The sequence below is a fragment of the Pseudoxanthomonas kaohsiungensis genome, from assembly GCF_010211765.1.
GTDB lineage: Bacteria > Pseudomonadota > Gammaproteobacteria > Xanthomonadales > Xanthomonadaceae > Pseudoxanthomonas > Pseudoxanthomonas kaohsiungensis.
The window spans coordinates 237,495-257,088 of the sequence record NZ_PDWO01000002.1 but is presented as its reverse complement, the minus strand read 5'-3'; the positions used below and the strand labels follow the sequence as shown (position 1 = coordinate 257,088).

The 19,594-nt window shown below is 69.7% G+C and carries 16 protein-coding genes, 1 tRNA gene and 1 pseudogene; 11 read left to right on the top strand and 7 right to left on the bottom strand.

The window, feature by feature from the left end; genetic code table 11:
- The first annotated feature begins 137 nt into the window (after positions 1-137).
- Entirely contained in the window at positions 138-998 is an 861-nt protein-coding gene (gene kdsA, locus CSC66_RS03585) for a 3-deoxy-8-phosphooctulonate synthase (protein WP_162376011.1), read from the top strand.
- Positions 999-1,246: 248 nt separating this feature from the next.
- On the opposite strand, the gene ubiA is transcribed toward kdsA, so the two are convergent.
- Positions 1,247-2,152 (bottom strand): 4-hydroxybenzoate octaprenyltransferase, encoded by a 906-nt coding sequence (gene ubiA, locus CSC66_RS03580; protein ID WP_162376010.1) that lies wholly within the window; start codon positions 2,150-2,152, stop codon positions 1,247-1,249.
- A 233-nt stretch (positions 2,153-2,385) separates the two neighbouring features.
- On the opposite strand from ubiA, the gene CSC66_RS03575 reads away from it, so the two are divergent.
- Positions 2,386-2,462: transfer RNA gene (locus tag CSC66_RS03575), tRNA-Arg, on the top strand.
- A gap of 79 nt (positions 2,463-2,541) precedes the next feature.
- On the top strand, positions 2,542-3,162 hold the full coding sequence (locus tag CSC66_RS03570) for a plasmid pRiA4b ORF-3 family protein (protein WP_162376009.1): 621 nt from the start codon (positions 2,542-2,544) through the stop codon (positions 3,160-3,162).
- A gap of 248 nt (positions 3,163-3,410) precedes the next feature.
- On the opposite strand, the gene CSC66_RS17560 is transcribed toward CSC66_RS03570, so the two are convergent.
- Both CSC66_RS17560 and CSC66_RS17555 read right to left on the bottom strand, forming a co-directional pair.
- A complete protein-coding gene (locus CSC66_RS17560; protein WP_238394254.1) occupies positions 3,411-3,737 on the bottom strand; it encodes a hypothetical protein in 327 nt (108 codons plus the stop codon).
- Positions 3,738-4,073: a HEPN domain-containing protein gene (locus CSC66_RS17555; RefSeq protein WP_238394252.1), complete on the bottom strand. Its 336-nt coding sequence runs from the start codon at positions 4,071-4,073 to the stop codon at positions 3,738-3,740.
- Positions 4,074-4,149: 76 nt separating this feature from the next.
- Here CSC66_RS17555 and CSC66_RS03560 point away from each other — a divergent pair, with 76 nt between their 5' ends.
- Together CSC66_RS03560 and CSC66_RS17550 are read left to right on the top strand one after the other, a co-directional pair.
- Positions 4,150-4,803: a VWA domain-containing protein gene (locus CSC66_RS03560; RefSeq protein WP_162376008.1), complete on the top strand. Its 654-nt coding sequence runs from the start codon at positions 4,150-4,152 to the stop codon at positions 4,801-4,803.
- 74 nt (positions 4,804-4,877) lie between these two features.
- Positions 4,878-5,906, top strand: a complete 1,029-nt coding sequence (locus CSC66_RS17550; RefSeq protein WP_162376007.1) for a metallophosphoesterase — start codon at positions 4,878-4,880, stop codon at positions 5,904-5,906.
- Positions 5,907-5,952: 46 nt separating this feature from the next.
- Here the strand turns inward: CSC66_RS17550 and CSC66_RS17545 are convergent.
- Both CSC66_RS17545 and CSC66_RS03545 read right to left on the bottom strand, forming a co-directional pair.
- A pseudogene (locus tag CSC66_RS17545) lies at positions 5,953-6,126 on the bottom strand (PfkB family carbohydrate kinase); the annotation flags it as partial.
- A gap of 42 nt (positions 6,127-6,168) precedes the next feature.
- Positions 6,169-7,488: a sugar MFS transporter gene (locus CSC66_RS03545; protein ID WP_162376006.1), complete on the bottom strand. Its 1,320-nt coding sequence runs from the start codon at positions 7,486-7,488 to the stop codon at positions 6,169-6,171.
- A gap of 172 nt (positions 7,489-7,660) precedes the next feature.
- Between CSC66_RS03545 and CSC66_RS03540 the strand changes: the two genes are divergently transcribed.
- Entirely contained in the window at positions 7,661-7,993 is a 333-nt protein-coding gene (locus CSC66_RS03540; protein ID WP_162376005.1) for a hypothetical protein, read from the top strand.
- Here CSC66_RS03540 and CSC66_RS03535 read toward each other — a convergent pair.
- Complete coding sequence (locus CSC66_RS03535; RefSeq protein ID WP_162376004.1) at positions 7,990-9,075, bottom strand: DNA topoisomerase IB; 1,086 nt, start codon at positions 9,073-9,075, stop codon at positions 7,990-7,992. The genes CSC66_RS03540 and CSC66_RS03535 overlap by 4 nt on opposite strands.
- Before the next feature lie 146 nt (positions 9,076-9,221).
- Here CSC66_RS03535 and CSC66_RS03530 point away from each other — a divergent pair, with 146 nt between their 5' ends.
- The 3 genes from CSC66_RS03530 (at position 9,222) to CSC66_RS03520 (ending at position 15,844) form a co-directional block, all read left to right on the top strand.
- Positions 9,222-9,611 carry an I78 family peptidase inhibitor gene (locus CSC66_RS03530; RefSeq protein ID WP_162376003.1) on the top strand — a complete coding sequence of 130 codons (390 nt, stop codon included), beginning with the start codon at positions 9,222-9,224 and terminating at the stop codon, positions 9,609-9,611.
- Positions 9,612-9,896: 285 nt separating this feature from the next.
- A complete protein-coding gene (gene gltB, locus CSC66_RS03525) occupies positions 9,897-14,366 on the top strand; it encodes a glutamate synthase large subunit (RefSeq protein WP_162376002.1) in 4,470 nt (1,489 codons plus the stop codon).
- Positions 14,366-15,844, top strand: coding sequence for an FAD-dependent oxidoreductase (locus CSC66_RS03520; protein ID WP_162376001.1), 1,479 nt, complete (start codon positions 14,366-14,368; stop codon positions 15,842-15,844). Before gltB ends, CSC66_RS03520 begins: the two co-directional genes overlap by 1 nt.
- A 608-nt stretch (positions 15,845-16,452) precedes the next feature.
- On the opposite strand, the gene adhP is transcribed toward CSC66_RS03520, so the two are convergent.
- Positions 16,453-17,481 carry an alcohol dehydrogenase AdhP gene (gene adhP / locus CSC66_RS03515; RefSeq protein ID WP_162376000.1) on the bottom strand — a complete coding sequence of 343 codons (1,029 nt, stop codon included), beginning with the start codon at positions 17,479-17,481 and terminating at the stop codon, positions 16,453-16,455.
- A gap of 51 nt (positions 17,482-17,532) precedes the next feature.
- On the opposite strand from adhP, the gene CSC66_RS03510 reads away from it, so the two are divergent.
- Positions 17,533-18,225, top strand: coding sequence for a TM7S3/TM198-like domain-containing protein (locus CSC66_RS03510; RefSeq protein WP_162375999.1), 693 nt, complete (start codon positions 17,533-17,535; stop codon positions 18,223-18,225).
- A 109-nt stretch (positions 18,226-18,334) separates the two neighbouring features.
- Positions 18,335-19,525: a benzoate/H(+) symporter BenE family transporter gene (locus tag CSC66_RS03505; protein WP_162375998.1), complete on the top strand. Its 1,191-nt coding sequence runs from the start codon at positions 18,335-18,337 to the stop codon at positions 19,523-19,525.
- The last annotated feature ends 69 nt before the right edge of the window (positions 19,526-19,594 follow it).

Sequence of the window (19,594 nt, the reverse complement as noted above, 5' to 3'; positions counted from 1 at the left end):
CGGGCGGCTTCCCGCCCCGCGCAACTCCATAGGCAAGGCCGGTCGCCGGTGGGAGAATGCCCGCCTGCATGCCGCGCGGCGCCTATACGAGGCGCCGCAGCGCGCGGCATTCCTCCCGTACCGAACCGAGGCCACCCATGACTCCCCAGCCCGTCGCCGTGAAGATCAATCACGCCGTCACCGTCGCCAACGACGCGCCGTTCGTGCTGTTCGGCGGCCTCAACGTGCTGGAAGACCTCGACTCGACCCTGTTCGCGGCCGAGCGCTACGTCAAGGTGACCGGCAAGCTCGGCATCCCGTACGTGTTCAAGGCCTCGTTCGACAAGGCCAACCGCTCCTCGATCCATTCCTATCGCGGCGTCGGCCTGGAGGAGGGCCTGCGCATCTTCCAGGAGATCAAGAAGCAGCTCGGCGTGCCGGTGATCACCGACGTGCACGAGGTGGCGCAGGCCGCGCCGGTGGCGGAGGTCGTCGACGTGCTGCAGATCCCCGCGTTCCTGGCGCGGCAGACCGACCTGGTCGATGCGATCGCGCGCACCGGGCGCGCGGTCAACATCAAGAAGCCGCAGTTCCTCAGCCCGTCGCAGATGAAGAACATCGCCAGCAAGATCCGCGAGGCCGGCAACGAGCGGATCATCCTGTGCGAGCGCGGTGCGCAGTTCGGCTACGACAACCTGGTCGTGGACATGCTCGGCTTCCGCGAGATGGTCGAGTCGACCGGCGGCCTGCCGGCGATCTTCGACGTCACCCACAGCCTGCAGCGCCGCGAGTCGGGCGCGGAGGCCTCCGGTGGCCGTCGCCGCCAGGTGCTGGAACTGGCCCGCGCGGGCATGGCGGTCGGGCTGGCCGGACTGTTCCTGGAAGCGCATCCGGATCCGGACAACGCGCGCTGCGACGGCCCCAGTGCGTTGCCGCTGGACAAGCTCGAGCCGTTCCTCGTCCAGATCAAGGCGATCGACGACCTGGTGAAGGGCTTCGCGCCGCTCGAGATCCGCTGACCCCGACGACCGTCACCCCCCCTGTAGGAGCCCATCCTCATGGGCGACCCGGGCGCCGGAATCACGATAACGTCGCCCGTGCCAGCGGCGCCGGGTCGCCGATGAATCGGCTCCTACAACACCGCCGCGCGCCAGCCGACGGACGTTGGCACACCGCTGTAGGAGCCCATCCTCATGGGCGACCGGGGCGCCGGAACCACGATAACGTCGCCCAACCCGACCACGCCGGGTCGCCGATGAATCGGCTCCTACAAAAGTGTGTAATGCACGGCGATGCCGGCGAACACCGCCGCGCCGATCCAGTTGTTGTGCAGGAACGCGCGGAAGCACGCACCGCGCTCGCGCCGCCGCGCGATCCAGAATTCCCAGACCACCAGCACCGCAGCGACTCCCAGCGCCGCCCAGTACGCCGTCCCCAGTTGCGCCTGGCGACCGACCAGGGCCAGCGCCAGCAGGGTCAATCCGTAGAGGATGCCCTGCGCGACCAGGTCCAGGTCGCCAAACAGGATCGCGGTCGACTTCGATCCGGCACGCAAGTCGTCCTCGCGGTCGACCATCGCGTACCAGGTGTCGTAGGCGGTGGCCCACAGGATGTTGGCGCAATACAGCAGCCAGGCCAGCGCCGGCACCGTGCCCTGCACGGCGGCGAAGGCCATCGGGATGCCCCACCCGAACGCCATGCCCAGGTAGACCTGCGGCAGGTAGGTGTGGCGCTTGAGGTAGGGATAGGTCGAAGCCAGGAACAGGCCGGCGAAGCTCAGCCACACCGTTAGCCGGTTCAGCGTGAGCACCAGCGCGAACGCGGCCAGCATCAGCACTGCGAACACCGCCAGCGCCTCGCGCCCCGACACCGCACCGGTGGCCAGCGGGCGCGCCTTGGTGCGCTCCACCTGCGGATCAAGCCAGCGGTCGGCGTAGTCGTTGATCACGCAGCCGGCCGACCGGGTCAGCCAGACTCCCGCGGTGAACACGAACAGCGTCCACAACGGCGGCACGCCACCGGCCGCCAGCCACAGCGCCCACCAGGTCGGCCACAGCAGCAGCAGCACGCCGATCGGGCGGTCGCCGCGGACCAGCTTCCAGTACTGCGACAGGCGCTCGCGCCACCAGGGTGGCGGCACGTGGACCGGGGTTTCGTAGCGTTCGTAGGGCATGGGGGAAGGATAGCAACGCACTCCACCTGCCCGGCACGGCTACCGCCCCGCAAGGGCGCGCGAGGCCCCACCGATGCGATTTCCGCTACAATGCCCGGCCACGCGCCCGTAGCTCAGCCGGATAGAGTAGTGGCTTCCGAAGCCACAACTCATCGAGCCCAACAGGCGTTTGAAGTGTCACACCGGCCACTGCTCAAAACACCGGGCCTTGGCGGGAAAAGTCGTTTAGAAACGCGCCTGTAGCTCAGCCGGATAGAGTAGCGGCTTCCGAAGCCGTTGGTCGGGGGTTCGAATCCCTCCAGGCGCGCCATTTCCCCTGTGACGGTTCTGTGCCTTGGCTGTGCCAAGTCGTTTTGGGCACGTCGGGCGCACCGAGTAGTGGCCCATTTGTGACCCAAGCCATCCTCCAGCTCCGCATCGAGCTGCTGCACGTCGAACCGCTGATCTGGCGCCGCCTGCAGGTGCCGGGCGACTACACCTTCTGGGACCTGCATGTCGCCATCCAGAGCGCCTTCGCCTGGATGGATACGCACCTGCATGAGTTCCGGCCTTGGGACGATGACGACGCCGGTCCGCACTATGGGATGCCGCTGGAAGAGTCCGAGGAGAACCCGCCCCTTCCGGGCTGGAAGCATCGGGTGGCCGAAGTCCTCACCCGGGCTAATCCGCGGATTGAGTACGAATACGACTTCGGCGATGGCTGGCGGCACCTGGTCACGCTCGAGGAGATCCTGACCGCGGCTCCGGGCAGGAAGTATCCGCGCTGCACGGCCGGGGAACGCTGCGGACCGCCGGACGACTGTGGTGGACCTCCCGGCTACGCGGACCTGCTCGAGATCCTGTCCAACCCGAACGACCCGGAATATGCCGACTCCCATGTCTGGGCGACCAGCCAGAAGGGCAAGCGCGGCCTGTTTGATCCGGAAGCGTTCGACGAACAGCAGGTCAAGTTCGCCAACCCGGCGCCACGGCTGAAGCGGTTCCTGGCGTATCTGGCGTCACAGCGCTGAGCACCGAACGGCCGTCTGGCTGACTCCGGGCGTCCCTGATCGACCTTCTCTACTGCACCAGTGGCACTGGGTGCAGCGCGGGCCAGCGCGGGGTCACCATCTACCTGCGCGACAGCGCTGCCGCCGCCATCTGATCCACATCGTCGAACTCGATGCCCTTTGACCAGGATTGAGGGGCGGCTGGCGACCCACTCGGACATCGCCCCCCTGGAAGCGCCGCTTGGTTGCCATCGAATGGGGTTGTTGGTTTAAACGGACAGGTGCGGGTAGGCGATCGCTCCGAACTGGTCGGCCGTACTAGTCATCATCAGCTCGATGATGATGGGCAGCACCGTCATCAAGATGGCGGCACCATCCCGCACCTGGGCCCGGTTCGCGGCGCTGTTCCAGGTCGCGCCGCCGTGGACCAGCTGGTTACGCAAGACATGCAGGCGGTCCAGCACCACGGACATGACCTTTGCCGTCTTTCGTTCCATGACCGCCCGCAGGGCATTTTCCCGACTCTTGGCGAAGCGCACTTCCCACTGGCCGCTTCCGTCGTGCTCGCGCAGGGCGCGCCAGAACGGCTCGAACACCTACTTGTTCTCGATCAGGGTTCGGATGGGTCCGGAGAACTGGCGGAAGGTGGCGTCCTGCAGGCGTCCGGCCTCGTCCTGGGCCAAGACCCGATCGATGAACTGGCCGCTCTGCAGCCGTTCGCTCTCCTCGAACCCGAACTCCTGCGCGTAGGCCGCATTGAGGCCGATCCACAGGAACAGGAACCGGGCATCCGGGTCATCGGTTTCCGCCTCGGCCCGTGCCAGCCAGCTGATGGATCGATGGATCCGGGTGGCCAGCTCGGTCGACTGCGCCCCCCGCACCTGTCGGTGTCTGGCCTTCAGCGCCTTCGCATCCAGGGTCCCCGTCGCCATGTTCCCAGCTCCGTCTCAGCCTGTGAGATTCCCCGGGCGGACTATGCCATTCCAGCCACCAGCCAAGGGGAATGCCATGAACGACCGCAGCCACATCTCCGTCATCCTCGACCGTACCGGCTCCATGCAGGACATCCGGGTCGACGTGGTCGGCGGCTACAACGCCTTCCTCGCCGCCCAGAAGGACGGTCCGGGCCAGGCGACCCTGTCGCTGGTCCAGTTCGACTCGCAGGATCCATACGAAGTCCTGCATGCCTATGCCGACCTGGCCACGGTGGCGCCGCTGAGCCTGGACCAGTACGTGCCGCGCGCCACCACCCCCCTGTACGACGCCATGGGTCGGGGCATCCTCGACCTGGAAGCCTGGCTGGCAAGCCGCCCCGACGCCGAGCGCCCGAGCAAGGTGATCTTCGTGGTGGTGACCGACGGTCAGGAGAACGCCAGCAAGGAGTTCGACCGGGCCCGGGTCAACCGGCTGATCGAGGCCAAGAAGCAGCTGGGCTGGGACTTCGTGTTCCTGAGCGCCGATCTGGGCGCGTTCGACGAGGCCGGCGACCTGGGCGTGGACTATCGATCCCGGCTGATGTTCGACAAGACTACGGAAGGTAACCGGGCGGCCTGGGATCTGGCCTCCGAGAAGGTCGCCTTGCGCCGCTCCAGCCTGGCTCGTGACATAGAATTCAATGATATCGAGCGCACGTCGGCGTCCAAGTCGCACCGACCCGCCTGAGGAGGAGGGAGGCAGCCGATGACGGGTGCCTCCCCGCCAACCGATGGAGCACGCTTCTGAACCCATCCAAGTCCATGCAGTTCATCCAGCCCCTCTTTGACGGCCCGATCGACATCGTCGGCGACGTCCATGGGGAGATGCCCGCACTTGAAATCCTGCTGGCCCGCCTGGGCTACGACCCGGCCGGCCGCCATCCAAAGGGCAATCGCCTAGTGTTCGTGGGCGATCTGGTCGATCGCGGCATCGACAGCCCAGCCGTGGTCGAGCGTGTCGCCGAGATGGTCGAGGCCGGCCGTGCCCAGTGCATCCTTGGAAACCACGAACTGAACCTGATCCGCGGACAGGCCAAGGAAGGCAACGGCTGGTTCCAGGCGGCCGACGCCGATCACGATGCGACTGGCGGCCACTTCGGCGCATCTGCGCGTGTTTCCGACAACCAGCGCAAGTCCTTCATGGACTGGTTCGGCTCGCTCCCGCTCGCGCTGGAGCGCCAAGACCTTCGGGTCGTGCATGCCTGCTGGCACCCCGAGTCCGTCGAGATCCTCCGCCACGAGACACGCGGCACCCTGGCCGCATACGAGGCCCTGGATGCCAAGCTCACCCGAAGGCTTGAGCAGGAGGGCGCTTTCACACAGCATGCCCAAGAACTGAGGGCGTGGAAGGCCGAACTGACCGACCCCAACGCGCACGTCCCCTTGCTTGAAGGCATCGGCAAGGTCGACAGCCTAAAGCAATCCGGACACCCCATGAAGGCCCTGACCAGCGGCCTGGAGCGGATGACTGCCACACCGTTCTTCGCCACCGGCAAGTGGCGCATGGCCGAGAGGGTAGCCTGGTGGAACGAGTATGAGGACGCGCCGGCGGTGGTGTTCGGCCACTACTGGCGCTGGCCGTTGGCCGAGGAGGACGCCACGGCCCGTTCGCGGGGCCCCAACCTGTTCTCGGGCTACGGTCCTTTCGAATGGCTCGGACCGAGGCGAAATGCCCTTTGCGTGGACTGGTGTGTGGGAGTTCGCTGGCTCGAGAGAAGGCAGGGCGTGTCCCCTCACGTCGGCAGGATCGGCGCACTGCGATGGGAGTCGAAGGAGATCGTTCTCGACTAGGACCACGCCTGAGCACAATGGTCTGCATCGCATGGCCGGCGTCGCGCGACTTGTCGATGAGGTCGCGGCCGAACAGGTCGTCGCTGACCGAGCCGGCCCAGCCGGTGGGTACGCCCAACGTCGCCGCCACGCGTGCCACGTTCCAGCACGCACCGCCGGCGACGCTGCGCCAGGTGTCCGCGCCGGTGCGGACGAAGTCGGTCAGCGCCTCGCCGAACACCAGCAAGCGTGGCAGCGCGCGCGCCGGCTGGTCCGCCACGGCTCAGGCGTCCGAAGCCACCGGTGCCGGCGCCGCGGGTGCCGAGCCGATCATCCCCGCCTTCACCAGCAGCCCGTAGGCGGCGATCCACAGGTAGCACACCGCCGGCACCAGCAAAGCGAGCGCCAGGCCGATGCGGTCGGCGGCCAGGCCCATCAGCAACGGCACGATCGCGCCGCCGACGATCGCCAGGCACAGGATGCCCGACGCGCCGGGCGTGTCCTCGCCCAGCCCGTCGATCGACAGGGTGAAGATGGTCGGGAACATCACCGAGTTGAACAGGCCGATCGACAGGATCGCCACCGCCGCGACCGTGCCTTCGAGCACCGTGCCGGCCAGCACCGCCAGCGTCGCCGCGCACACCGCGCACACCGCCAGCACCAGGCCCGGCGACACGAAGCGCAGTACCCACGAGCCGATGAAGCGGCCGACCATCGCCAGGCCCCAGTACACCGCGATCAGGTTGCCGGCGGCGTGCTCGGAACTGGTCGCGCCGGCCATGATCAGGTAGTTGACCAGGGCGCTGCCGATCGCCACTTCGGCGCCGACGTACAGGAAGATCGACAGCGCGCCGAGGCTGACCCGCGGCATGCCGAGCAGGCGCCGGTAGTCGGCGTGCCCGACCGGGCGCACCGCCGGCACCGGCGAACGCCGCACCCACCAGCACAGTGCGGCCAGGCCGACCAGCACCGCGGCGATGATCATGTAGGGCAGGCGCACGTGGCCGGCCTGCTCGACCCGGAACGCGGCCAGCGCCGCCGCATCCATGCCCGGCGTGGGCTCGGACACGCCGGCGGCCAGGATCAGCGCCGAGCCGAACAGCGGGCCGATCATGGTGCCGAACGAGTTGAATGCCTGCGCCAGCGTGAGCCGGCTGTGCGCGCGCGCCGGATCGCCGAGCCCGGCCACCAGCGGATTGGCCGCGACCTGGACCAGGGTGATGCCGCCGGCCAGCACGAACAGCGCGGCCAGGAACGCCGGGTACCAGCCTGACGAGGCCGCCGGGGAGAACATCAGGCAGCCGCCGGCCATCACCAGCAGGCCGAGCACGATGCCGCGCAGGTAGCCGATCCGGCTGACCAGCAGGCCGGCCGGGATCGACACCACGAAGTAGGCGAGGAAGAAGCAGAACTGGGTCAGCATCGCCTCGGCGTAGTTGAGCGAGAACGTTGCCTTGAGCTTGGGGATCAGCACATCCACCAGCACCGTGCAAAAGCCCCAGGCGAAGAACAGCGTGATCACCAGCGGCAGCAGCCGCGAGGACGGTGCGGTGGCGGTGCCGGTGCCGGCGGCGCCGGCGTCCTGTGGGTGGTTGACGTGCATCGACGCTGTGCTCCCCGGTCTGTCGAAGCTGCCGATCATGCCCGGTCCGGCTGCCCGGCGCCGCGTATGCCGTGGCTGGCGGGGCGCCATCCCCGGGCGGAATACCCGGCCTTCATCCGCCGCCAACGCCGGGCGCGACAGGCTGGAGGCCCGAATTCCCCGGAGCCGTGCCATGTCCCGCATCCTCGCCTGCAGCCTCGCCACCGCCACCTGCCTGCTCGCCGCCTGCGCCGGCCCGCAGATCGCCGGGGTCGCGCCGATCGACGGCACCATTTCCGGCCAGTGCCATACGGAAAAGGTGCGCGGCGCGGTCGGCCTGGCCGCCTCCGATGCCACGATCGAGCGCGCGCGCGTGGACAGCGACAGCACCGAGGTGCAGGTGGTGCGCGGTGCGGACATGCGCCCCGGCGGCGCGAATGCGCCGGTGCCGGTGACCAGCGGCGGCTCGCGGCTGACCGTGGAAACCGGCCGCAACAACGCGATCACCGGCCTGTCCTGCAGCTAGGACGCGGCTTGCCCGACGCCGCGCCGGGCGCGCACCGGCCGGTGCGCGCGGCGCAGGAACACGAGCGCGGCCTGCTCCCACTGGCGCGGGCCGCGGCAACGCCCGGCGATGCCGTCCAGTTCGCCGCGGCGCCAGCCCTCGAATACAGCCGGATCGATATAGGCCTTGCGGCACACGGCAGGCGTGTTGCCCAGTTCCTCGGCCACCGCACGCATCACCTCGCCCTGCAGGCGCGCGCATTCGCGTTCGGCCTCCGGCGCCCCGCCCAATGCCGCCAGGCCGCGCATCGCCGCCACCGTGCCACCCCAGGTGCGGAAATCCTTGGCGGTGAACGCCTCGCCCATGGCCTGGCGCAGGTACTCGTTGACCTCGCTCGAACGCACCGGCACCAGCGCGCCGTCGTCGTCGCGGTACTGGAACAGGCATTGCCCGGGCAGCTCGCGGCAGCGACGCATCAGCCGCACCAGGCGGCGGTCGTCCAGGACCGCTTCCTGCGGCTGCCCGCCCTTGCCGCGGAAGGCGATCCGCGCGCGGCCACCGGCCAGGAACGCGACGTGGCGGTTGCGCAGGGTGGTGAGGCCATAGGAGCGGTTCTGCCGGCGGTAGGCGTCGTTGCCGATCCGCAGCAGGGTGTCGTCCATCACCGCGATGACGATCGCCAGGACCTTCTCGCGCGGATGGCCCTCGCGCGCCAGGTCGCGGCGCAACTGCCGGCGCAGCGCCGGCAGGGCCTGGCCGAAGGCGACGATCCGCTCGAACTTGCCGCTGCCCCGGTGCCGCGCCCACTCCGGGTGGTAGCGGTACTGCTTGCGCCCGCGCGCGTCGCGGCCGGTGGCCTGCAGGTGGCCGCGCGGATCGGCGCAGATCCACACGTCCTGCCAGGCCGGCGGGATCGCCAGCGCGCGGATCCGGGCCAGGGTGCGCGGGTCGCGAACCGGGCCGCCGCCGACGCCGCGATAGGAGAAGCCGCGCCCCTGCCGGCGCCGGCGGATGCCGGCTTCGCCGTCGGCCACGTGGACCAGGCCGGCGCGGTCGGCATCGTGTGCGTTGTCGCTGCTGGCGGCGGAGGAAGCGGTCGACATCGGCCATGCCTGGAACCAGGGAGGCGACAGTCTCGGCAGGGCGGCGCAGTGTCGACGTCAACGCCTCCCGCGGCCGCTTAACGGTTAACGCATCGCGAATGTTCCCTGCGGCACTCTGGATGTCGACCTCAACCGGGAAACCGCCCATGACCGCACCTGCCACCCGCCTCCTGCCGCTCGCCCTCGTCGCCGTCCTGGCCGCATGTTCGCCGGGCAACACGCCCGAAGACGACGGCACCGAGCAGGAGCAGGCGATCACCGCCGCACAGCAGGCCGCCGAGTCGGCCAAGGTGCCGCCGCCCAATGGCGCCGCCGATGCGCCGCCCCCGGCGCCCACCTGCGACGCCACCCAGGTCCAGGGCCTGGTCGGCCAGGTGCTGGAGGATGCCACCGCCGAACAGGCCCGCGTCGACGCCGGCGCCAAGACCGTGCGCGTGCTCGAACCCGACCAGATGGTGACGATGGAGTTCGACGGCGAGCGCCTGAACATCGAAGTCGATGCGACGAAGAAGATCGTCGCCGTGCGCTGCGGCTGACGCCGTAGAGTGGGGGCTTGCCTCGCTGCCCATGCACCCGTAGAGCCGGGCTCGCCCGGCTAAAGCCCACCGTGGAAAAAGCGGAACCGCCCGGCTCCACGCGACGGTTTCGAATGCATCTTTTTTGCCTGGCGAAGGCCGGTTGCGGCACCGCAACACTTATGTTTTAGTCGGGCTTCCGGTGACATTCAGGCAGCGCCAGTTTCGAAAGAAACCGGTGCGGTGTCGCCTTCGCTCGCGTCCCGGGAAACAGCACCCGGTACGCCTGTTTTTTCCGAGATGCAGATGGCCCCCCGCAACCGCCACGGGCTTTACGACCCGAACTCCGAACGCGACGCCTGCGGCTTCGGCATGATCGCCCAGCTCGACGACCAGCCCTCCCGCGCGCTGGTCGACACGGCGATCGCCGCGCTTTCGCGCATGACCCACCGCGGCGGCGTGGCCGCCGACGGACTGACCGGCGACGGTTGCGGCCTGCTGATCCGCAAACCGGCCGCGTTCCTGCGTGCGCTCGCCCACGAGGCCAACATCGTGCTGGGTGCGAATGCGCGCTTCGCCGCCGGCCTGGTGTTCCTGCCGCACGACGAGGCCCAGGCAGCGCATTGCCGCGACGTGCTCGAGGGCGAGCTGCACCGCGTCGGCGTCGCGGTGAAGGGCTGGCGCGTGGTGCCGACCGACCCCGGCGTCTGCGGCCAGCTGGCGCGCGACACCCTGCCGGCGATCCAGCAGCTGTTCGTCGAGGCCGGCAGCGGCCAGGACGACGAGGCCTTCGCGCTGGCGCTGTTCCTGGCGCGCCGCCGCAGCGAGCAGCGCCTGCACGCCGGCGAGGGATGCGCCGACTACTACGTGGTCACCCTGTCGCCGCATTCCATCGGCTACAAGGGCATGGTCCTGCCGGACAAGCTGGCCCGCTTCTACACCGACCTGCAGCGCGCCGACCTCGCCTCCAGCGCGATCGTGTTCCACCAGCGCTTCTCGACCAACACGCTGCCGCGCTGGCCGCTGGCGCATCCATTCCGCATGCTCGCCCACAACGGCGAGATCAACACCATCGAGGGCAACCGGCGCTGGGCGCAGGCCCGCGGCAAGGTGTGGAAGACGCCGAAATTCGACGTCGCCGAGCTCGAACCGATCGTGTCGATGCACGGCTCGGACTCGCAGAGCCTGGACAACATGCTCGAGCTGCTGGTGTCCGGCGGCATGGAGCTGATCCAGGCGCTGCGCATCCTGGTGCCGCCGGCGACCCAGTCGCTGGAGTTCAAGGATCCGGACCTGGCCGCGTTCTACGAGTTCTACGGCCTGAACACCGAGCCGTGGGACGGGCCGGCCGGCATCGTCTCGCTCGATTCGCGCTACGCGGTCTGCACGCTGGACCGCAACGGCCTGCGGCCGTCGCGCTGGCTGCTCACCTCCGACCGCCACTTCATCGTCGCCAGCGAGGCGGGCGTGTGGGAAGTGCCGACCGAGCGGGTCGTGCGCAAGGGCAAGCTCGGTCCGGGCGAGATGATCGCCATCGACCTGCGTCGCGGCGACCTGCTCGACAGCGAGGCGGTGGACCGGATCAACCGCGGCCGCGCGCCGTACAAGCAGTGGCTGCACCAGGGCGTGACCTACCTGCAGACCGAACTGATCGACCCGTCGCTGGCCGAGGAGCCGTTCGACGAGAAGACCCTGCGCAGCTACCACAAGCTGTTCCAGCTCAGCACCGAGGAAGTGGAGCTGGTGCTGCGGCCGATGGCCGAGACCGAGCAGGAAGCGACCGGCTCGATGGGCGACGACACGCCGATGGCGGTGCTCAGCCAGCGCAACCGGCCGCTGTACGACTACTTCCGCCAGGCGTTCGCGCAGGTCACCAACCCGCCGATCGATCCGCTGCGCGAAGACTGCGTCATGTCGCTGGCCACCCAGCTCGGCAAGGAGACCAACATCTTCCATGCCGGCCCGGAGACGGTGAACCACATCATCCTCAACTCGCCGGTGCTCTCGCAGCGCAAGCTGCGCCAGCTGATGGTGATGCCGCAGTACGCCGAGAAGAACCGGCTGGTCGACCTGTCCTACGGCGTCGAGGAAGGCCTGAAGGCCGGCATCGAGCGGATCTGCCGCGAGGCCGAACAGGCCGTGCGCGACGGCATGGTCATGCTGCTGCTGTCCGACCGCTATCCGGTGCCGGGCCGGCCGATGGTGCATGCGCTGCTGGCCACCGGCGCCGTCCACCACCACCTTTGCAAGGTCGGCCTGCGCTGCGACGCCAACCTGATCATCGAGACCGGCACCGCGCGCGACCCGCACCACATGGCCTGCCTGCTCGGCAACGGCGCTACCGCGGTGTACCCGTACCTGTCGTACCAGACCCTGTTCGACATGGGCCGGCGCGGCATCCTGCAGCTGAAGAAGGGCGGCGAGACGGCGCAGGTCGGCCGCAGCTACCGCAAGGGCCTGTACAAGGGCCTGTCCAAGATCATCTCGAAGATGGGCATCGCCACGATCGCCAGCTACCGCGGCGCGCAGCTGTTCGAGATCGTCGGCCTGGAGCAGGAGGTGGTCGACCTGTGCTTCGGCGGCACGCCGTCGCGCGTGGGCGGGGCCGGCTTCGAGCGGCTGGACCGCGACGCTCGCGAGCTGCAGGCCGCGGCCTGGAACGAGCTGAAGAAGCCCGAGGTCGGCGGCCTGATCAAGTACGTGCACGGCGGCGAGTACCACATGTACAACCCGGACGTGGTCATGACCCTGCAGCGCGCCACGCGCACGGGCGATGCCGCCGACTGGAGGGCCTACACCGAGGCGGTGCACTCGCGTCCGCCGTCGGCGCTGCGCGACCTGCTGGAACTGGAGAAGGCCGAGGTGCCGCTGCCGCTGGACCAGGTCGCGCCGGCCTCGGACCTGCTGCGCCGCTTCGACACCGCCGCCATCTCGCTGGGCGCGCTGTCGCCGGAAGCGCACGAGGCGCTGGCGATCGCCATGAACCGGCTGGGCGGGCGCTCCAACTCGGGCGAGGGCGGCGAAGACCCGGCCCGCTACGGCACCGAGAAGCGCAGCAAGATCAAGCAGGTCGCCTCGGGCCGCTTCGGCGTCACCCCCGAGTACCTGGTCAATGCCGAAGTGCTGCAGATCAAGGTCGCCCAGGGCGCCAAGCCCGGCGAAGGCGGGCAGCTGCCAGGCCACAAGGTCAACGAGCTGATCGCGCGCCTGCGTTACGCGCGTCCGGGCATCGGCCTGATCAGCCCGCCGCCGCACCACGACATCTATTCGATCGAAGACCTGGCCCAGCTGATCTACGACCTCAAGCAGGTCAATCCGCAGGCGCTGGTGTCGGTGAAGCTGGTCTCGCACGCCGGCGTGGGCACGATCGCGGCCGGCGTGGTCAAGGCCGGCGCCGACCTGATCACCGTGTCCGGCCATGACGGCGGCACCGGCGCCAGCCCGATCAGCTCGATCCGCTACGCGGGCGGGCCCTGGGAACTGGGCCTGGCCGAATCGCACCAGGCGCTGGTCGCCAACGACCTGCGCGACCGCACCATCCTGCAGACCGATGGCGGCTTCAAGACCGGCCTGGACGTGGTCAAGGCCGCGCTGCTGGGCGCCGACAGCTTCGGCTTCGGCACCGCGCCGATGATCGTGCTGGGCTGCAAGTACCTGCGCATCTGCCACCTCAACAACTGCGCCACCGGCGTGGCCACCCAGGACGAGCGCCTGCGCGAGCAGCACTTCACCGGCCTGCCCGAGCGCGTGGAGAACTTCTTCCGGCTGCTGTCGGAGGAAGTGCGGCAGTGGCTGTCGGTGCTGGGCGCGCGTTCGCTGGACGAGATCGTCGGCCGCACCGACCTGCTGCGCCAGCTCGACATCGCCCCGCGCGAAGGCGTGCGCGTGGACCTGTCGCGGCTGCTGCATCCGGCCCCGCGCGACGAGGACCGCTGCGCCGCCGCGCGCCTGTACGAATCGCCCGACAGCCTGGCGACCCAGCTCGACATCCAGCTGGCCGATGCGATCGCCCACAAGTCCGGCGGCGAGCATCGTTACCTGATCCACAACACCGACCGCAGCATCGGCGCGCGCCTGTCCGGCGCGATCGCCAAGGCGCACGGCAACCACGGCATGGACGAGGCGCCGATCACCCTGCACTTCCGCGGCACCTCCGGGCAGAGCTTCGGCGCGTTCAACGCCGGCGGCCTGCACCTGGAGCTGGAAGGCGAGGCCAACGACTACGTCGGCAAGGGCATGGCCGGCGGCCGCCTGGTGGTGCGCCCGCCGCGCGGCGCGCGCTACGAGGCACGCAGCACGCCGATCCTCGGCAACACCTGCCTGTACGGCGCCACCGGTGGCGAGCTGTTCGCCGCCGGCCGCGCCGGCGAGCGCTTCGCGGTGCGCAACTCCGGCGCGCTGGCGGTGGTGGAGGGCGCCGGCGACCATTGCTGCGAGTACATGACCGGCGGCGTGGTGCTGGTGCTGGGCAAGGTCGGCCTGAACTTCGGCGCCGGCTTCACCGGCGGCCTGGCCTACGTGCTGGACCAGGACCGCGACTTCGTCGACCGCTACAACCACGAGCTGATCGACATCCACCGGATCAGCCCGGAAGGCTTCGAGAACTACCGCCAGCACCTGCACCGCCTGGTCAGCCGCCACCGCGAACTGACCGGCAGCATCTGGGCGCAGCAGATCCTGGACGAGTTCCGCGACTACGTCGGCAAGTTCTGGCTGGTCAAGCCGAAGGCGGCGAGCATCGAATCGCTGGCCGACACGTTGCGGAGGGCCGCCTGATGAGCCGCAAGCAAGTCTTCCAATTCCTCGACCTGCCGCGAGAGATGCCGCGACGCATCCCGCTGGAGCTGCGCACTGCCGGTGACTGGGGCGAGCTGTACGGCAAGTTCGGCCAGGCCGAGGCGTCGCACCAGTCCGGGCGCTGCCTGGACTGCGGCAACCCGTACTGCAGCTGGAAGTGCCCGGTGCACAACGCCATCCCGCAGTGGCTGCAGCTGGTCCAGGAGAACCGCATCCTCGAGGCGGCCGAACTGTGCCACTCGACCAATCCGTTGCCGGAAGTGTGCGGCCGCGTCTGCCCGCAGGACCGCCTGTGCGAGGGCAGCTGCACGCTCAACGACGGCTTCGGCGCGGTGACCATCGGCGCGGTGGAGAAGTACATCGTCGACACCGCCTTCGCCCAGGGCTGGCGCCCGGACCTGTCCGAGGTCGTGGCCACCGGCAGGCGGGTGGCGGTGGTCGGCGCCGGCCCGGCCGGCATCGGTTGCGCCGATCGCCTGGCGCGCGCCGGCATCCACGCCGTGGTGTACGACCGCTACGAGCAGATCGGCGGCCTGCTCCAGTTCGGCATTCCGACCTTCAAGCTCGACAAGGCGGTGATCGCCAAGCGCCGCGAGGTACTCGAAGGCATGGGCATCGAGTTCCGCCTGGGCGTGGAAGTCGGCCGCGACGTGACCATCGAACAGCTGCTGGAAGAGTACGACGCGGTGTTCCTCGGTACCGGCGCCTACCGCTACACCGATGGCGGCCTGCCCGGCCAGGACGGCGAGGGCGTACTGCCGGCGCTGCCGTTCCTGGTGCAGAACGGCCGCATCGTCGCCGGCAACGACACGTGGGGAAGGCCGATCGCCGGCTGGGAAGACAAGATCAAGCTGCCCGACCTGGCCGGCAAGCGCGTGGTCGTGCTCGGCGGCGGCGACACCGGCATGGACTGCGTGCGCAGCGCGATCCGGCTGGGTGCCGGCAAGGTGACCTGCGCCTACCGCCGCGACGAAGCCTCCATGCCCGGCTCGGCGCGCGAGGTCGGCAACGCGCGCGAGGAAGGGGTGCGCTTCCTGTTCAATCGCCAGCCGCTGGCGATCGAGACCGACGCCGACAATCGCGTCACCGGCGTGCGGGTCATCGAAACCATGCTCGGTGAGCCGGACGCGCGCGGCCGCCGCAACGCGGTGCCGATCGAGGGCAGCGAATCGGTGATCGAAGCCGACGTGGTGGTGATCGCATTCGGCTTCTCGCCCGAGGTCCCGGAGTGGATGTCGGCGCTGGGCATCGAAGGCACGCCCAACGGCCGGATCGTGGCCGGCGGCAGCGACCGCCTGCCGTACCAGACCACCCATCCGCGCGTGTTCGCCGGCGGCGATGCGGTGCGCGGCGCCGACCTGGTGGTCACCGCGGTCGCCGAGGGGCGCGATGCGGCGCAGAGCATCGCCGAGCTGCTGGCGGTTCAGGCGCAACCGGCCGAGCCCGCGGCGGCCTGAGCGCACTTGAAAGGCGACGTACGAAGGGCCCCGGGAGACGGGGCCTTCTCTTTATCCACTTCCGGTTGCGGGCAGGGCCGACTGAAGATGGCTGGGCCCCAGCCCAGGCCCAGGCCCCAGCTAACACCAAAGCCGAATGCAGGGCGCGTGTCGACTCCGGACGGGGCCGCCGTTCTGCCGCACCGGGGGTCGTCGCTCATACCGGCATCCGTGCCGCAAATCGCGAGCGCGGCACATCCCTGTGCCGCTCGACCCCCGGTGCGGCAGAACGACGTCCTCGCGTGCGTTGGGTGCGTGGCTTCGATCGTTTCGATGCCCAGGAGTGATGGCATTCCACGAGGGGTCGCGACTGCGCTGGCTTGGCGTTCGGGCTTCTCCTGATCGAAGCCACGACCTTGAAGATCGCCGGGGACGTCGCACCCCGGGGCCATGGACCAAGTGGCACATGGATGTGCCACGGCCCTTCGTAAAGACAGGACGTCGTCCCGAAGGGTGGGCCATGGCCCCGGGGTGCGGCGGCCCCCAAAGGAGCCAGCGCTTCGTCTAGTTAGGATCGAAGCCAGCACATCGATCGGCTGGCCACGATCACCGAAGACCGCCGACCGCAGTCAGGCCGCCATGTCCAGCACGATGCGGCCCTCGATCTCGCCCCGGTGCATGCGCGCGAAGATGTCGTTGATGTTCTCCAGCCGGTCGGCGGCCACGGTCGCGGCGACCTTGCCCTGCGCGGCGAACTCCAGCGATTCCTGCAGGTCCAGCCGGGTGCCGACGATCGAGCCGCGCACCGTGATCCCGTTGAGCACCATGCCGAAGATGTCCAGCGCGAAACTGCCCGGCGGCAGGCCGACCAGCGAGACCGTGCCGCCGCGGCGCATCATGCCCAGCGCCTGCTCGAACGCCTTCGGCGACACCGCCGTGACCAGCGCCCCGTGCGCGCCGCCGATCTCCTTCTTCAGGAACGCCGCCGGATCGGTGGTGCGCGCATTGACCGTGACGGTCGCGCCCAGCCGCCTGGCCAGCGCCAGCTTGCCCTCGTCCACGTCCACCGCGGCCACGTTCATCCCCATCGCCCTGGCGTACTGCACGGCCATGTGTCCCAGGCCTCCGATGCCGGACACGACCACCCATTCGCCGGCGCGGGTGTCGGTCATCTTCAGGCCCTTGTAGACGGTCACGCCCGCGCACAGCACCGGCGCGATCTCGACGAAGCCGATGTCCTTGGGCAAGTGGCCGACATAGCCGGCGTTGGCCAGGGCGTACTGGGCGAAGCCGCCGTTGACCGAATAGCCGGTGTTCTGCTGCGTCTCGCACAGCGTCTCCCAGCCCCCGAGGCAGTGCTCGCAATGGCCGCAGGCCGAGTACAGCCAGGGAATGCCGACCCGGTCGCCTTCGCGCACATGCCCGACCCCGGTGCCGACAGCGACCACGTGGCCCACGCCCTCGTGGCCCGGGATGAACGGGGGATTCGGCTTGACCGGCCAGTCGCCTTCGGCCGCATGCAGGTCGGTGTGGCAGACGCCGCAGGCTTCGATCCTGACCAGCACCTCGCCCGGACCCGGACGGGGCACGGCGACTTCCTCGATCACCAGTGGCTGGCCGAAACCGCGCACGACCGCGGCCTTCATCGTCTTGTCCATGGTCGATCCTCGCCGGATGGGACAGGGGGAAGTCCAACGTATCCCCGTGCCGTGGCCGCTTCCTTGATCACGGTCAATCCGGCCGTCGGCGGCCAGGCCCTGCCGCGGGCCAGCCTGCTACGATCCGCGCACGTCCCACCCGACGGGAGTAGTGCGATGGACTACGCGTTCCTCTGGGGCGTGATCGCCCTGGCTTGCGGCACGGTAATGATCGTGTACGGCGCCACCATGTTCCGGGTCGTGCTGGCCTTCGCCGGCTTCTATATCGGCTTCGGCCTGGTCTCGGCCACGCTGGGCACGATCAGCGGCGGACCCAGCCCGGCGATCCAGACCATCATCGCCATCATCCTCGGCGCGGCGCTGGGCGGGGTGCTGTACTCGTTCGCCTCGCTGGCCGTGTACGCGGCCGGCGCGATCCTCGGCCTGGTGCTGGCGCTGTTCTTCGCCTCGCTGGTCGGCATCGGCGGCAGCTGGCTGCTGACCGTGCTGGCGCTGGCCGGCGTCGGCGCCGGGGCATTCGGCGGGCGCTACCTCGGGCAGTGGCTGACGATCCTGTCCTCGGCGATCGCCGGGGCCTACTTCAGCGTCACTGGGCTGGCCCTGATCTTCGGCGCGCAGGCCGCGAACGGCATGATGCCGGTCAACGCGCGCACGCTGGTGGTGTTCGCGCTGCTGGCGGCGATCAGCTTCCTGGCCCAGGCGCGCACCCGCAACCTGCGCCGCAGCGGGGCGTTCATCCGTTGACCGGCCTCCGGCCCGGCCATGCGCCGGGCCGGTCGTCACCCACCTGCCGGCACGCAGCGTCGCGCGCGGCGGGTTCCGCGCTTTGCGCGTGCACGCCACAATCGTGGCGATGAGCGAATCCGCCTTCCGTCGCCTGCTGCGCGACCAGTCCCTGTCGGCCATTGCCGCCGGCTTCGTCACCGTGCTGGTGGGCTTCGCCAGTTCGGTGGCCATCGTGTTCCAGGCCGCGCAGGCGCTGGGCGCCACGCCGGCGCAGACGGCTTCGTGGATGTGGGCGCTGGGCATCGGCATGGGCCTGACCTGCATCGCGCTGTCGCTGCGCTGGAAGATGCCGGTGGTCACCGCCTGGTCCACGCCGGGCGCGGCGATGCTGGTCGCCAGCGCCGCCGGCGTGCCGATGGACGAGGCGGTCGCCGGCTTCCTGCTGGCGGCGCTGCTGGTGGTGGTGGCCGGGTTCAGCGGGATCTTCGAGCGCATGCTCGGGCGCATTCCGCTGTCGCTGGCCTCGGCCATGCTCGCCGGCGTGCTGCTGCGCTTCGGCCTGGAGGCGTTCGGCGCGATCCAGGCCCAGCCATTGCTGGTGCTGGCGATGCTGGCCGCCTGGCTGGTCGCGCGGCGCCAGTGGCCTCGCTACGCGGTGATCGCAACCCTGGCGGTCGGCGTGGCCGTGGCCGCGGCCACCGGCCTGATGCGCATGGACGGGCTGTCGCTGGAACTGGCGCGCCCGGTCTGGACGACGCCGAGGCCGAGCCTGGCGGCGGTGTTGGGCGTGGCGCTGCCGCTGTTCGTGGTGACCATGGCCTCGCAGAACGTGCCAGGGATCGCGGTGATCCGCGCCTCGGGCTATCCGGTCCCGGTCTCGCCGGCGATCGGCTGGACCGGCGTGGCGACCGTGCTGCTGGCGCCGTTCGGCGCGTTCTCGCTCAACCTGGCCGCGATCACCGCGGCGATCTGCATGGGCCCGGAAGCGCATCCGGATCCGGCGCGCCGCTACGTGGCCGCGGTGTGGGCCGGCGTGTTCTACCTGCTTATCGGCGTGTTCGGCGCCACCGTCGCCGCGCTGCTGGCCGCCTTCCCGGGCGAGCTGGTGGTGGCCATCGCCGGGATCGCCCTGCTGGGCACGCTCGGCGGCAGCCTGGCCACGGCCCTGCAACAGGAAGACGAACGCGAGGCCGCGCTGGTGACCTTCCTGGTCACCGCCTCCGGGCTGGCGCTGTTCGGCATCGGTGCCGCGTTCTGGGGGCTGCTCGCGGGCGTGGTCGTGCGGCTGGTGCTGAAGCCGCGCACGGCGCGGGTTTGACGCGGGGCCGCGGGGCAGCGGGGCGAGCCCCGCTCTACGTGGAAGGCGACGGGCGTGTCGCAGGCCCGT

What these genes read in the sequence shown, in the direction of transcription:
- kdsA (WP_162376011.1), top strand. Translation starts at nt 138, where the DNA reads ATGACTCCCCAGCCCGTCGCCGTGAAGATCAATCACGCCGTCACCGTC.
- ubiA (WP_162376010.1), bottom strand. Translation starts at nt 2,152, where the DNA reads ATGCCCTACGAACGCTACGAAACCCCGGTCCACGTGCCGCCACCCTGG.
- CSC66_RS17555 (WP_238394252.1), bottom strand. Translation starts at nt 4,073, where the DNA reads ATGGCGACGGGGACCCTGGATGCGAAGGCGCTGAAGGCCAGACACCGA.
- CSC66_RS03560 (WP_162376008.1), top strand. Translation starts at nt 4,150, where the DNA reads ATGAACGACCGCAGCCACATCTCCGTCATCCTCGACCGTACCGGCTCC.
- CSC66_RS17550 (WP_162376007.1), top strand. Translation starts at nt 4,878, where the DNA reads ATGCAGTTCATCCAGCCCCTCTTTGACGGCCCGATCGACATCGTCGGC.
- CSC66_RS03545 (WP_162376006.1), bottom strand. Translation starts at nt 7,488, where the DNA reads ATGCACGTCAACCACCCACAGGACGCCGGCGCCGCCGGCACCGGCACC.
- CSC66_RS03540 (WP_162376005.1), top strand. Translation starts at nt 7,661, where the DNA reads ATGTCCCGCATCCTCGCCTGCAGCCTCGCCACCGCCACCTGCCTGCTC.
- CSC66_RS03535 (WP_162376004.1), bottom strand. Translation starts at nt 9,075, where the DNA reads ATGTCGACCGCTTCCTCCGCCGCCAGCAGCGACAACGCACACGATGCC.
- CSC66_RS03530 (WP_162376003.1), top strand. Translation starts at nt 9,222, where the DNA reads ATGACCGCACCTGCCACCCGCCTCCTGCCGCTCGCCCTCGTCGCCGTC.
- gltB (WP_162376002.1), top strand. Translation starts at nt 9,897, where the DNA reads ATGGCCCCCCGCAACCGCCACGGGCTTTACGACCCGAACTCCGAACGC.
- CSC66_RS03520 (WP_162376001.1), top strand. Translation starts at nt 14,366, where the DNA reads ATGAGCCGCAAGCAAGTCTTCCAATTCCTCGACCTGCCGCGAGAGATG.
- adhP (WP_162376000.1), bottom strand. Translation starts at nt 17,481, where the DNA reads ATGGACAAGACGATGAAGGCCGCGGTCGTGCGCGGTTTCGGCCAGCCA.
- CSC66_RS03505 (WP_162375998.1), top strand. Translation starts at nt 18,335, where the DNA reads ATGAGCGAATCCGCCTTCCGTCGCCTGCTGCGCGACCAGTCCCTGTCG.